Consider the following 13,846-nt stretch of genomic DNA (forward strand, 5'->3'; position numbering starts at 1 on the left):
CGCCTTCTCGGACGCGCTTCGCCCGCACGGATTCACACGAGTTCATACGTCTTCATACGCGCTCTCCCTTCCATACACGGCGGTCTCAAGCGGGTTTTATATACCAAATCGTGATTTGAGAAGACACACCATGGGTGGAATCATGAACATTACTGACCGGCTGAAATCGGTTGGACCCGGCGCGATGGTCGCCGCCGCGTTCATCGGTCCCGGAACCGTCACGACGGCGAGCGTCACCGGCGCTCGCTTCGGGTACGCGCTCATCTGGACGATTGTGTTTTCGATAATCGCAACGATTGTGCTACAGGAGATGAGCGCCCGGCTCGGTCTCGTCTCGGGCGACGGTCTCGGTGAGGCGCTTCGAGACCAGTTCGACAACCCGGCGGTTTCGCTGGTCAGCGTGGCGCTCGTCGTGAGTGCAATCGGCATCGGTACCGCCGCTTACGAGACTGGGAATATCCTCGGCGGGGCGGCCGGTCTCGAAGGGCTGACTGGCGTGAGCGCCAACGTATGGGGACCGGTTATGGGCATCTTTGCCGGCCTGCTACTGTGGACCGGCAAGTACAAACTCATCGAGAAGGCGCTCGTCGGTCTCGTCTCGATAATGGCGGTTTCGTTCCTCATCGACGCCATCATCATCGGTCCCGACCTCGGCGCGCTCGCCGGGGGATTCGTGCCGAGCGTCCCTGAGGGGTCGGAGTTCCTCATCACCGGTCTCATCGGAACGACCGTCGTCGGGTACAACCTCTTTTTACACGCTGGAAGCGTCCAAGAGCGCTGGTCCGGCCCGTCCGAACTGAACGAATCGCGCGCCGACACCGTCCTCTCTATCGTCATCGGCGGCCTCATCACTATCGCCATTCTCGTGACCGCCGCCGCGGCGTTCCCGGTCGGCACCGACATCGAGAACGTCAGCACGATGGCCGAACAGATCGAACCGCTCGTCGGCACGCACGCGAAAGTACTCTTCGCCGTCGGTCTGTTCGCCGCGGGGTTCACCAGCGCGACGACCGCGCCGCTGGCCGGTGCGTACGCAACCGCTGGTGCACTCGGTTGGGAGACCGACCTCTCTTCGACGAAGTTCCGCGCGGTGTGGGGGTCGATTCTCCTCGTCGGCATCGTCTTTTCCGGGCTGGGATACAGCCCGGTCGAGGCGATTCTCTTCGCACAGGTCGCAAACGGCGTGTTGCTCCCCATCGTCGCCGTCTTCCTCATCTACATTATGAACGACCGAGACATTCTCGGTAGCTATGTCAACAGCACGACACAGAACATCGTCGGCGGACTCGTCACGCTCATCGTCGTCTGGCTCGGTTTCCGGACCCTCTACACGGTCGCGGGAAGCGTAGGGGTGTTCTGAATGGCAGACGAGACACGACTCGGCGTCGATGTCGGTGGCACGTTCACCGACGTTGCCCTGTTGACCCGCGACGACGAACTCGTGACCGCGAAAGTCCCGAGCACCGACGACCAGAGCGTCGGCGTCATCGAGGGTATCGAGAAAGCCTGCGCCGAGGCGGGCATCTCCCCGGCCGACGTGGACGCGTTCACGCACGCGATGACCGTCTCGGTCAACGCACTGCTCGAAGACGACGGCGCGAAGACGGCGCTCGTCACGACGGCGGGCTTCCGCGACGTGCTCGAAATCGGCCGCCAAGCCCGCCCGGACCTCTACGACGTGACCGCGACCAAACCCGACCCGCTCGTCCCGCGCCGCCGACGCTTCGAGGTCGAAGAACGCGCGACCGTCGATGGTATCCAGCGAGCGGTCGAACCGGACGCGGTGGCAGACCTCGCCGACCGCATCCGCGACTCCGGAGCGGAAAGCGTCGCCGTCAGTCTCTTACACGCCTATCAGCACCCCGAAAACGAGCGGGTCGTCGCCGAGGTTCTGCGCGACCAACTCGACGTGCCAATCTCGGTTTCGCACGAAGTCCTCGCCGAGTTCCGGGAGTTCGAGCGCACTTCGACCACCGCGGTCGATGCCTATGTGACGCCCGCAATCGACGCCTATCTCGGCCGACTCGAAGCCCGCGCCGATTCGCTCGGGGTCCCCGAACCCCGAATTATGCAGGCAAACGGCGGCATCGCCCCGACGAAGACGGTCCGAGAACACGCCGTCACGACGACCATGTCCGGTCCCGCCGCGGGCGTCGTCGGTGCCGCAGAGACCTCGACGGCCGACGGTCTCGACGGCCTCGTCACCTTCGATATGGGCGGCACGTCGAGCGACGTGAGCCTCGTCCGCGACGGCGACGTCGAGCGGACGACCGACACCGAAATCAACGGACGACCCATCAAGACGCCGATGGTCGATGTCGAGACTGTCGGCGCGGGCGGTGGCTCTATCGCGTGGGTCGATGCTGGCAACGCACTCCGCGTCGGCCCGCGGTCTTCGGGCGCACAACCCGGCCCAGCGTGTTACGGTCGCGGCGGCACCGAACCGACGGTGACAGACGCCAACGTCGTTCTCGGTTACATCGGCGGTAGTTCCGCGCTCGGCGGCGAACTCTCGCTCGACGCGTCCGCGGCCGACGACGCGCTCTCGTCGCTCGCGGCCGACGCCGACCTCGCGGATTCGCTCGAAGCGGCCCGCGGCGTCTACCGCGTCGCCAACGCCAACATGGCGCGGGCGATTCGGTCGGTGACGGTCGAACGCGGTCTCGACCCGCGCGGATTCGGTCTCGTTGCGTTCGGCGGTGCCGGTCCGATGCACGCCGCGGCGCTCGCCGAAAGCCTCGGCATGGAGACCGTCGTCGTGCCCCGGGCTTGCGGCGTCCTCTCGGCCTACGGCCTGCTCGCGGCGGACGAAAAACACGACTCCGTCCGGACGTTCAGGACGGCGCTCGACTCGCTCGACGCGGCGGCAGTCGAGACAGCCTACGACGACCTCGCGGACGAGGTGCTCGCGGACGTCGCCGCCCCCGAATCGGCCGTCGTTCGCCGCGCCGCCGACCTCAGATACGTCGGCCAGAGCTTCGAACTGACCGTCCCAGTCGGCGACGCGTTCGACGCGGTGGCGGTCGAACGCCGATTCCACGAGGCACACGAAAGCGCTTACGGCTACCGGCTATCTGACGCGGTCGAACTCGTCAATATCAGGGCGACAGCAGTCGTCGCGCGCGAGTCGCCGTCGGTCGCCTTCCGCGGCGGCACCGACGCCCGAACGGGAACCCGCGACGCCTTCTTCGGAACTGGGTTCCACGAGACGCCCGTCTACGACCGCGACCGAATCGAACCGGAGACCGACATGTCCGGGCCAGCGATTCTCGAACAGGACGAGAGCACCGTCGTCGTCCCGCCGGGCTGGCACGGGACCGTTCGCGCGGATGGCACGCTCGTCTTGACCGCCGGGGGTGACGACGAATGACCGATATCGACGCCATCTCGCTCGAAATCATGCGCAACCAGTTCGAGAGTGTCGCCGAAGAGATGGGGCAGGTACTCATCACCTCGTCGTACTCGCCGAATATCAAGGAGCGCCGAGACTGTTCGACCGCGCTTTTCGACGCCGACGGGCGACTGCTCGCGCAGGCCGAACACATCCCGGTCCACCTCGGCGCGATGCCCGAGGCCGTGAATACGGTGCTCGAATACGACCCGAAACCGGGCGACGTGTTCGTGCTCAACGACCCCTTCGAGGGCGGGACGCACCTGCCGGACGTGACGATGGTGTCGCCGCTGACAGTCGGCGACGACGTACTCGGTTACGCCGTCTCCCGCGCGCACCACGCCGACGTCGGCGGCATGACGCCCGGCAGTATGCCCGCCGGTGCCCGTGAAATCTACCAAGAGGGCCTTCGATTGCCGCCGGTCCGACTCGTCACGGGCGGCGAGGTCAACGACGACGTGATGTCAGTCCTCTTGGCGAACGTCCGAAATCCGACCGAGCGTCGCGCCGACATTCGAGCGCAAATCGCCGCCAACGAACGAGCCGAGGACCGCCTCACCGACCTCGTCGGTGAACACGGACGCGAGCAGGTCGTCGCCGCGTTCGACGCGGTGATAGACTACTCGCGTGACCGGGTAACCGCCGAACTTCGGGACCTCCCGGATGGCGAGTACCACGCCCGCGACGTGCTCGAAGGCGATGGCGTCACTGACGACGACATCCCCATCGAAGTCCGTGTCACCGTCGCCGGCGAGTCCGTCACCGTCGATTTCGAGGGCACCGCCCCGCAGGTCGCCGGTAACGTGAACGCGCCGTTCGCCGTCGCAAAGAGCGCGGTCTACTTCGTCGTTCGGTGCGTCACGGACCCCGAAATCCCGCCGAATCAGGGGTGCTACGACCCGATAGACGTGCGCGTTCCCGACGGCTCGCTGTTGAATCCGCGTCCGCCGGCGGCAGTCGTCGGCGGCAACGTCGAAACCAGCCAGCGCGTGACGGACGTCGTCTTCACGGCCTTTGGGTCTGCGGCACCCGAGCGCGTCCCCGCGCAGGGCCAAGGTACGATGAATAACCTCACTATCGGCAGTCGCTCCGGGGGCGAAGACGGGTTCACGTACTACGAGACCATCGCCGGCGGCTTCGGCGGCCGCGCGAGCGGCGACGGCATGGACGGCGTACAGGTCGGTATGACGAACACGCTCAACACGCCAATCGAGTCGCTCGAAGCCGAGTACCCGCTTTTCGTCGAGCGGTACGGTCTCCGCGAGGACAGCGGCGGACGCGGGATGCACCGCGGCGGTCTCGGCGTCGTTCGGTCGGTCACCGTCGAGGCGGACGCGACCGTCTCGCTTTTGACCGAGCGTCGTCGAGTCGCTCCGAAAGGCGTCGGCGGCGGCGGCGACGGTGCCGTCGGTCGGAACGTTATCTCCGACCCGGATTCGGACATCTCAGAGACGGTCCCCGCGAAGGTGACCCGCGACGTCGCCTCGGGAACGACGGTCACCGTCTTCACTCCCGGTGGCGGCGGCTACGGCGACCCTGCCGACCGCGACTCGGTGGCTGTCGAGCGGGACCGAGCCGACGAAAAAGTCTCGGACTAAAATGAAACTATTCTGGTAATTATTTGGAACACTATTTGATACTCTATTAATGTCGTCGTATTTAATTTCTGTAGTCCTCAAAAAGCTCAGCCTGATATTTTAATCGCCTTCGTTGAATTTCTATCGGCCATACAGTTATATCCTAACAGGCGTACTAGTTCGTGAAACAGCCGTGAACTCGCGTCCGAACAACCATTCTTCGAGACCCACCGATGAGTCGAGATAGCGCTCGAACCCGCGAACGTCTCTATGCGACGTTTGCCGACTCCTCGCTCGATTTCGAACAGGTCGTCCAGCGGTCGCTCGAAATCGTGGCCGACTTCATCGGTGTCGAGTACGGGTTTCTCACCCGCATCACCGACGGTGAACAACGAATCGAGCAAGCGATTGGTTCGCACGAACTCCTCCAGCCGGGTGAGTCGTGCCCGCTGGAAAACGCCTACTGCCGCCGGACGATAGCGATGGACGAGGCGCTGAGCGTCCAAGACGCCAGCACGTCGTCGCAAGTCTCGACCCGCGCGTTCGAGACGTTCGACCTCGGGTGTTATATCGGTGCGAAAATCACGGTTGACGGCGAGGTTTACGGCACTGTCTGTTTCGGCGACACGGACTCCCGAGAGGAACCGTTTTCCGAACAAAAATCGGTACTCGTCGAACTCCTCGGGCAGTTGCTCTCGCAGGCTCTCGAACGCCGCGCGTACGAAACGAAACTCGAAGACCGAAACCGACGCCTCGACGCTGAACGACAGCGATTCAAGAGAATCACCGAGACGACGTTCGACATCATCTACCGGATCGACTTGAGCGGCACGTTCACCTACGCGTCCCCGTCGGTGGAACGAATCACCGGCTATCGGCCCAAGGAGTTGCTCGACACGGAATTCATCGACTACATCCACGAGTCGTCGGTTCCGAAGGTGAGAGACGCGTTCGCGCGCATCTTAGACGGCCACTACGTCGAACAACTGGAAGTCCAGTTCGATACGAAACACAACGGACCGGTGATGCTGGAAATCAACGCCCGGCCCGTCTACCAAGACGGCGAACTGTTGTTGGTTCAGGGCGTCGCCCGCGACATCACGAGGCGGGTCGAACAGGACCGCGAACTGCGGATTCAACACCGTGCTATCGAGGACACGCACATCGGTATCACGATTGCCGACGCGACGCTTCCGGGATTCCCAGTCGAGTACGTAAACGAAGCGTTCGAGCGACTGACCGGCTACGCGTCCGGTGAACTGGAAGGTCGGGCGTACTACGCGTTTTTGCCGGACGATATCGACTCCGGCGTTCGGGACGAAATTCAGGACAGTCTCTCTTTGTCACAGTCGATTACATTCGATCTCCTTATCGCTCGCAGAGACGGCACACCGCTTTGGTGTCGAACCACGATTAGCCCGGTCACCGACGACCACGGGGGCGTGACCCACTTCGTCGGCTTCCACGAAGATATCACAGAAGAGGAACGAACCGTTCGCCTCATCGAACTGCTCAACCGTGTCTTACGACACAACGTCCGCAACAGCATGAACGTCGTTCTCGGGAACGCCGAGTTACTGCGCGAGTCGCCAGTTGCCGAAAATATAATCGAACAGATACGTCACAGAGCGGAGGCGCTCGTCCGGCTGAGCGACCGAGCGCGCGAAGTCGAAGAGTACGCACAGCGAGACCGCAAGCCGACGCGACTCGACCCGTTTACGCTCCTATCCCGCATCGTTAAAACTCACGAACGAGAGTATCCCGACGCTTCAATTGAGGTGGACGTGAGGACGACCCATGATATCTGTGCGGGGAGTGAACTCGAACGAGCGGTCTCGGAACTCGTGACGAACGCCCTTTCGCACCACCCCACAGACTCGGCGCAGGTGCGTATCTCGGTGTTCGATTCGGGCGAACAGGTCTGCATCGAAGTGACCGACGACGGCCGGGGTATCTCACCAAGCGAAACGGCTTTCGTCGAGGCAGGCCACGAGACGGAGTTAGAACACGGCAGTAGTATGGGGTTGTGGCTGGTCAACTGGATTGTCACTCGCTACGGTGGGTCGTTCCAAATCGGGTCGCTGGACGATGCGAGTCAAACAGGAACCCGTGCGACGCTCCGTGTTCCGGGCATCGACGAGGAAACGACTGTCGAAGCGGCCGCACAACCGCCAACGGCGCTTTTCTGGTGAGCGAACGGTTTGGCAGGCTCTCGACTAAACTGTCTCTGTGGTGACGTTCGTGTTTAGCGTCTGTGTGCGACCGCAAGGCTCGACTCGTAATCCGAACCTGAGTTGTTCGCTACCGGTGGTTCGCGTGGGGTATCCCTCCTACTCCAATTCGCTGGGCTTCTTGGGTTGGTACCGTGTCTCTGTGGCACAATTGTCAGATTGGGCTTAATCATACAATAGTGATTGTTTGAACAACTGGGCACTGTCTAGATAAGGGACGAGCAGGTCGAAGAGTTAGTGATCTATGCTACCCTCAAACCTGCTCAAAGAGGGTTTAGAGACTGCTACGCTTGAATGTTGGCAGCGAGAGCGGACGGCGACGCCCGTCCGGTACCGAGACTGGCGAGGAGTACACCAGGGGATAGTACGAGCGGGCCACATCGAGATGAGTGGCATGGTCACTACTCAGTTGAAACCTTTGCCCGCCGATATGGACCTGACAAGACACCACTGAAGCGGCGGGTTCAAGTATTCTGGACACCCAAGCGGCCCAGATCATCTGCTCTGGCGACTACAGAGACATCTCATACGGACCAGACTGGTACAGGCAGTGCAAATGTGCGCTGGAATGAGACCACTTTGAGTGCCAGAGTCTGGGCTATACGATTGACCGAAAGACCCACCGCGAACGCTGGGGTCCCGACCTGAACGTCCATCGTGACTTCCGGGAGACCTTCCACCCAATCAGACTACTGGCCGTATCTGTAATACTTTCTCAACTCAGACGTTATTGTTCTGGGAGTGAGTCGTTCCCGTAATCAGTGTAAATATTGACTTCTCCCGAATCACCACCATCGAATTTGATTTCAGGGAACGCATTATCAATCTGGATACACCCAGTTCCTGGAATTAAGGCACACTGCCGGAACTTGTGCTTTTGGACCGACACCAAGTACTCGATTTCCCCCCCAGTGGTCTCATCTTCACGAACTTCATCCGTGACCTGTTCTACATGCTTCCATCCGGTGTAGGTGTGGGTCGGTGAAGAGTAGCCGCTGACGTTCGAGACAGTCCTCGCCTCCTCGTCGAAATCCCAGTTTACCACCGATTCGAACGCATACAATCTATTGCCCTGTCTGTTCACGGCGGTTATCGTCGCCTCTTGGTGACCCGGCCAACTATCTTCAGTGAGCCCTTGTGTTGAAAAACCAGACTCTGTTGAAGAGCTCGATCTACTTTCACCGTGTTTGGTTACTATAACATCCACGGGCTTCAACGCCTCATGCACGGCGTCTCTTTGCTTCTGGGAGAGGTCTCCCATAAGGCTTCGTGCTTCCTCCTCTGAAATATCTCCAATTGCGTCAACGAATCGGTCAACGTCTCTCTCGTTGTCCGGATCAAAGTCTGTAGAGATAGCGCCACTATTCCTGTTACGCTGTCGGGCTGAAGCCATCCCAGCTCCAGAAAGGACCGCTGAAGCGGTACCAATATGCTTGAGTACGGAGCGGCGCGACGGTTCATAGCTATTATCTTCTTTTTCCATCTTCAAACAACAATATAAAATGATGTTATATAAGAATGCCTATTTGTTGTTGATTTAATATCTATTGTGGGGTGTCATATTCACGATTGCCCAAATTTTATACCAGTTTGGAATTCATATCTGAGCATGGAGTCAAAAAAATTAGGAAAATATCTCTTAGGAGTTGTGTTACTTGTAATTACTGCTGGTATAGGACTAACAGTAAGTGGCATGGCCGTATTCTAAATTCGGAAGGTGGCCACGCCAGTCAGGAAACTCAAACTGGGGGGTCTATCCTCCCGAAATGAGATGTACAACCAACTGGAAGAGATAGAATCATCCACAAGTGAATTCTGATCCTTCACAGCCACCCATCATTTTCACGTTGCATCTGGCGCAGGTGTAGCACTGCCGAAATACGAACTACGTCACCACTTTTCAGGCGCTCTACGCTACGATTCCGACAGAAGAGGGTAGAATTCAGACTACAACAGAGTGTGAGTCGTCTCTCCACGTCTCCCGTATCCTCCTGCTACCGCTCTTTTTGACATTTAATTCGGCTAATATCGGGTGGTTTATCCATCCGTCACGCACATTTTCGTTCTACCATTGCGGTCGTCGTTTCGTCGAGAATATTGTAACGGGGAGGGGATGCGACCGACGTACCTCTCACGCGATTTGCGTCGTTTCTAGTTCGATCTCCACTTCGATATTATCCAAGAAGGATAGGGTGCAAACGCCGCTGACTCTTTCCGGCCGAGGGGCCGTCAAGCAATGACAGTCTACAGCCAATATACCAGAATTGGGCACTGTCTAGATAAGGAACAAGCAGGTCGAAGAGTTAGTGATCTATGCTACTCTCAGCCCTGCTCAAAGAGAGTTTTAGACACTACTACGCTTGAATGTTGACAGCGGGGGCGGACGGCGACGTGACGAGACGCAAAGCGTCTCGTTCGCACACCAGAAATCTTCGATTTCTGGGGACGTTCACGAGAGCAGTGCTCTCGTGCAGCCCATCAGAACGCAAAGCGTTCTGAGGACGCCCACCTGGGCGTTCGCCGTCCGACTCTATATTGCCGGTCTTTCAATTAGAGAGATAAATATGATTCTCCGTCTACTCGGTGTGGAACGTTCGATTCAAGCAGTTTTTAGTGGGTACATGCATTGTGTGATAGCGTCTCAGGCCCGCCGAAGGCGACGCAGAGGCGGACCGCAGTCGACGAGACCGCTGTCAAAATCAACGGCGAGTGGTCTTGGTTGTACGCTGCAATAGACCTCAACACAAAAGTGATTCTTGACGTTGCGCTGTTCAAGCGTCATGGAACTGACCCGGCGGCTGCATTTCTCCACGGAGTCTGTGAGAAACACGACTGTTCAGAGACGATGTTTCTGGCTGATGACTTTGGACATCGGACTGCATTCTCTCGATTAGGGTTGAACGGTCCGGTTGACGACACAGACCGAAACCTGATTGAAAAGTGGTCTCGCACATTCAAAATGAGGGCTAACCGTTTCCACAATTCATGGGTTGGTAGTCGGCTGAGCGTTCGCAAGTAGCTTGCAGTGTTTGTTCATTACCATGATTTCCAACGACCGAATCAGTCGCTTGACGGAAGAACACCAGCTCAGGAGGCTAACTAGACAGTGACTTGTCCTTCTTTGTCTCTCCCTCAAATATACAAATCATCCGACTATTCAAAAGAATAGTAAAATAAATGACTATTACACATCGACCCCGAGATGTGTATCAGCTCTGCCGTTCACGAACTGCTTTCGAACCCATCCGATTCGACTCCCACACTGTTGACACTGAATACAGTCGCCTCTGAGTGATTTGTACCCCTGCGGACGACACCTATTACAGATGTATGAGTGTAATGGTTTGTGTCGGTAACGCAATCACAGCCGGCACAAAGCGGGCGACGCTGGCTCACCCGTCGATGGAACTGTACTCGTAGTACTGATTTCGGACCTCGATTTCGTTTTTACTGTACCGGAGGATGTTCAGCAGGTCGGCCATGTAGCCGGGCGTAAAGCGGTCCCGCGGACCTGTCACGCCGATAGACGCTTTGACGTTCTCGTTGCCGTCGAGAATCGGGACAGCGATTCCGCGAATACCGCGCAAGTGTTCTTCGTCGTCCATCGCGTACCCCTGTTGTCGGACCTGACTGAGTTCCCGCTCGAGGGTCGCAAGTGTGGTGAACGTCTGGTTTGTTCCCTTGGGGAGTCCGTGTCGCTTGACGATTTCTTTCCGCCGTTCCTCCGGGAGATACGCTAAAACCGCTTTCCCGAGCGACGTCCAGTGCATCTCGGTGTGGTTGCCGATAGGTATCTCGTCGGCGGCCGCCTTTTCACCGGTACTACGGAACAGGATGACGCGCTTTCCGTTCTCTTCGACGCCAGCACCGACGATTTCTCCGGTCGTGCTACTGAGTTCTTCGACCTTGTTTCGGAGAAGCCGAGCGATGTCCAGTCGTTGGCGGACGCTTCCGCCGATCTCTAAAAATCGAAACGACCGGCGGTACTGTCCATCCGTCTTGACAACGAACCCTTGCTCGACGAGCGTATTCAGGTGAATGTAAATCGTGCTCGTCGGGATGTCAACCGCCGCGGCGAGGTCGGAGAGTCCAGCCGGTTCTACGTCACCGAGCGCCGAGAGTATCTCGAACGCCGTCTCGACCGACCGTATCGTTTTCTTGTCACCGGATGGCATGGGGTGTGTTTTTTCCGCGTCTGTTGAAAAGCTTTCCTCAAATACGCAACTCTATTTCAACGCTATTGGAAATATGCTCTTGGGTAATCGAGATGGTTTAAACTCAGTTTGCTAACTCGGTAGTTTACAGATTTGATGCGTCTATCTTTCATGGTTATTGTTACCTCATCAAATCTGGTTGGCTGTACTGGTCGCGCTGAATCGTAGATAGATGCCCTTAGACTGGCTCTTGACCCATCCCCGGGAACTCACTGTCTGATTCATCATTTTCGACCATGTTGAAATGAGTCTCGACTCGCGGTAGACCAGCGATTGGCGACGGTCTCTATTGGTTCTGCTGTGGATTTGGGTATTGTACCGCTTGCACGCCAGTGCGCTGTATTTTGCTGTTCTGTCGGCCGACGTGGAAGCGTGGCGGGCTTGCTGGGTCCGAGTGGTTGCGGTCCCGGTCGGCCTTCCTTCCAGCGAGAGCGTTCAATACCGTTGGTACGACGGTTTTTGCAATCACTACCAACATTTATTATTCAGGATAGTGGAGTATGCGTCATCCTATATGAGTAAGGTTAGTCTGTCGAACGTTAGCAAAGTATACGACGATACTATCCTCGCGGTCGAGGAGGTGGACCTCACTGTGGAGGACGGTGAGTTCGTCGTCGTCGTCGGGCCATCGGGGTGCGGGAAATCGACGACGCTCCGGATGGTCGCGGGGCTTGAGACCGTCTCTGCGGGCGAGATATCTATCGGTGACACCGTCGTCAACGACGTCCGTCCGCAGGACCGAAACATCGCCATGGTGTTTCAGTCGTACGCGCTGTACCCGCACATGACCGTGCGCGAGAACATGTCCTTCGGGCTTCGACTCGCCGGCGAACCCGCCGCCGAAATCGAACCGCGCGTCGAGGACGCCGCGGAGATGTTGGAAATCTCGGAGCTTTTGGACGACCTGCCCAAGCAACTCTCGGGCGGGCAACAACAGCGCGTCGCGCTCGGCCGCGCCATCGTCCGCGACCCCGAGGTCTTCCTGATGGACGAGCCGCTTTCGAACCTCGACGCCAAGTTGCGGACGCAGATGCGCACCGAAATCCAGCGTATCCAAGAGAACCTCGGCGTCACGACCGTCTACGTCACCCACGACCAGACGGAAGCGATGACGATGGCGGACCGTATCGTCATCCTCAACGACGGCAAACTCCAGCAGGTTGACCCACCCGAGCGGTGCTACGACGAACCCAACAACAAGTTCGTCGCCGGGTTCATCGGGTCGCCCTCGATGAACTTCTTCGAGGTCACCGTTACCGAGACCAACTCGGGGGCGACGTTCGAATCGCCGAGTTTCGAGTTCACGCTCGACGTAGACATTCCGTCGGGAGAATACACGCTCGGCGTTCGCCCCGAAGACCTCACCCCCGACCGCGAAAGCGGCTACATCGACACGGTCGTCGATGTGGTCGAGCCGGTTGGCTCGGACAATTTTCTCTACCTCAAGACGGCTCGCGGGTCGTCTGACGTCGTCGCGCGAGTCGAAAGCGAGTACCGCCCCGAGGTCAGAGACGAGATTACGCTCGGATTCGAGACCGACGATATGCACCTGTTCGATACCGACGGCGCACGCGTCCCGGTGAACGAGCTACAGATCACGGATTCAGCATAACATGATGTACGATACTATCGGGCGCGGCGAGCACGAATGGGCGGGAATGACGGCACCCGAAGTCCGAGCTATCGGCTCCGAGCCGGGGTCGATTCTGGTGATTCCTGTCGGGAGCATCGAGCAACACGGCAACCACCTCCCGGTGGTTACCGACTCGCTTCTCGTCGAGGCGATGGTCGATGCCGCGATGGAACGACTCGACGACGTACCAGTCGCGGTGTCGCCCACGGTCTGGAGCGGATTTTCGCCTCACCACCTCACGTTCGGCGGGACGCTTTCACTCGATTTCGAGCACTTACGCGCCATCTTGGAAGACATCGCAACCACTGGTCTCGAAAACGGATTCGACGCCGTCCTGTTCGTCAATGGCCACGGCGGTAACGGCCCGCTCATCGGCTCTGTCGTCAGCACCGTCGGTGTCGATACCGACGCCGAAGTGCTCGGAACGACGTACTTCGAACTGGCGGCCGACCGAATCGAGGCGCTCCGCGACAGCGAGACCGGCGGGATGGCCCACGGCGGAGAGTTCGAAACGTCGCTCATGCTTGCGGTCCGCCCTGACCTCGTCGGCGACCCCGACGAGCGCGATGGCGAACCGATGGACGAACAGTACAGGTGGGCCGGACAGGACTTACTCGACGGCGGCTCTGTCGGCGTCTATCGGTCCTTCGACGCCTACTCCGAATCCGGCGCAATCGGGTCTCCTGGTGAGGCCAGCGCCGAGAAGGGGGACAGATTCCGGTCGATTATCGGCGACGAACTCGCATCCCTGTTGGCCGCGATTCACGAGCAGAACGCGTAACCGACGGCACGACAAATGA

At 58.9% G+C, this 13,846-nt stretch carries 8 protein-coding genes and 2 pseudogenes; 8 read left to right on the forward strand and 2 right to left on the reverse strand.

Features of this window, described 5'->3' with window-relative positions:
- The first annotated feature begins 142 nt into the window (after window positions 1–142).
- The 5 genes and pseudogenes from C440_RS02235 to C440_RS17230 form a co-directional block, all read left to right on the forward strand.
- Complete coding sequence (locus tag C440_RS02235; protein ID WP_049915225.1) at window positions 143–1,360, forward strand: Nramp family divalent metal transporter; 1,218 nt, start codon at window positions 143–145, stop codon at window positions 1,358–1,360.
- Window positions 1,361–3,370, forward strand: a complete 2,010-nt coding sequence (locus C440_RS02240) for a hydantoinase/oxoprolinase family protein (protein ID WP_008317853.1) — start codon at window positions 1,361–1,363, stop codon at window positions 3,368–3,370.
- Complete coding sequence (locus C440_RS02245) at window positions 3,367–4,989, forward strand: hydantoinase B/oxoprolinase family protein (RefSeq protein ID WP_008317855.1); 1,623 nt, start codon at window positions 3,367–3,369, stop codon at window positions 4,987–4,989. The genes C440_RS02240 and C440_RS02245 overlap by 4 nt, the downstream gene beginning before the upstream one ends.
- Before the next feature lie 212 nt (window positions 4,990–5,201).
- Window positions 5,202–7,160, forward strand: a complete 1,959-nt coding sequence (locus C440_RS02250; RefSeq protein WP_008317857.1) for a PAS domain S-box protein — start codon at window positions 5,202–5,204, stop codon at window positions 7,158–7,160.
- A gap of 283 nt (window positions 7,161–7,443) precedes the next feature.
- A pseudogene (locus C440_RS17230) lies at window positions 7,444–7,530 on the forward strand (IS6 family transposase); the annotation flags it as partial.
- A 396-nt stretch (window positions 7,531–7,926) separates the two neighbouring features.
- Here the strand turns inward: C440_RS17230 and C440_RS02255 are convergent.
- Window positions 7,927–8,682 carry a hypothetical protein gene (locus C440_RS02255; protein WP_152417816.1) on the reverse strand — a complete coding sequence of 252 codons (756 nt, stop codon included), beginning with the start codon at window positions 8,680–8,682 and terminating at the stop codon, window positions 7,927–7,929.
- A gap of 1,018 nt (window positions 8,683–9,700) precedes the next feature.
- Between C440_RS02255 and C440_RS16950 the strand changes: the two are divergent.
- Window positions 9,701–10,302, forward strand: a pseudogene (locus tag C440_RS16950) (IS6 family transposase); the annotation flags it as partial.
- Between the two features lie 289 nt (window positions 10,303–10,591).
- On the opposite strand, the gene C440_RS02260 reads toward C440_RS16950, so the two are convergent.
- Complete coding sequence (locus C440_RS02260) at window positions 10,592–11,374, reverse strand: IclR family transcriptional regulator (protein ID WP_008317863.1); 783 nt, start codon at window positions 11,372–11,374, stop codon at window positions 10,592–10,594.
- Between the two features lie 553 nt (window positions 11,375–11,927).
- On the opposite strand from C440_RS02260, the gene C440_RS02265 reads away from it, so the two are divergent.
- Both C440_RS02265 and C440_RS02270 read left to right on the forward strand, forming a co-directional pair.
- Window positions 11,928–13,025 carry an ABC transporter ATP-binding protein gene (locus tag C440_RS02265; RefSeq protein WP_008317865.1) on the forward strand — a complete coding sequence of 366 codons (1,098 nt, stop codon included), beginning with the start codon at window positions 11,928–11,930 and terminating at the stop codon, window positions 13,023–13,025.
- Between the two features lies 1 nt (window position 13,026).
- Window positions 13,027–13,827, forward strand: a complete 801-nt coding sequence (locus C440_RS02270; RefSeq protein WP_008317867.1) for a creatininase family protein — start codon at window positions 13,027–13,029, stop codon at window positions 13,825–13,827.
- The last annotated feature ends 19 nt before the right edge of the window (window positions 13,828–13,846 follow it).

Origin of the sequence: Haloferax mucosum ATCC BAA-1512 (assembly GCF_000337815.1) — an archaeon.
In the GTDB taxonomy this organism is placed as follows: Archaea; Halobacteriota; Halobacteria; order Halobacteriales; family Haloferacaceae; genus Haloferax; species Haloferax mucosum.

Bases quoted from the DNA above. Each gene is read 5' to 3' on its own strand.
- C440_RS02240 (WP_008317853.1), top strand. From the start codon at position 1,361: ATGGCAGACGAGACACGACTCGGCGTCGATGTCGGTGGCACGTTCACC.
- C440_RS02265 (WP_008317865.1), top strand. From the start codon at position 11,928: ATGAGTAAGGTTAGTCTGTCGAACGTTAGCAAAGTATACGACGATACT.
- C440_RS02270 (WP_008317867.1), top strand. From the start codon at position 13,027: ATGATGTACGATACTATCGGGCGCGGCGAGCACGAATGGGCGGGAATG.
- C440_RS02250 (WP_008317857.1), top strand. From the start codon at position 5,202: ATGAGTCGAGATAGCGCTCGAACCCGCGAACGTCTCTATGCGACGTTT.
- C440_RS02255 (WP_152417816.1), bottom strand. From the start codon at position 8,682: ATGGAAAAAGAAGATAATAGCTATGAACCGTCGCGCCGCTCCGTACTC.
- C440_RS02260 (WP_008317863.1), bottom strand. From the start codon at position 11,374: ATGCCATCCGGTGACAAGAAAACGATACGGTCGGTCGAGACGGCGTTC.
- C440_RS02245 (WP_008317855.1), top strand. From the start codon at position 3,367: ATGACCGATATCGACGCCATCTCGCTCGAAATCATGCGCAACCAGTTC.
- C440_RS02235 (WP_049915225.1), top strand. From the start codon at position 143: ATGAACATTACTGACCGGCTGAAATCGGTTGGACCCGGCGCGATGGTC.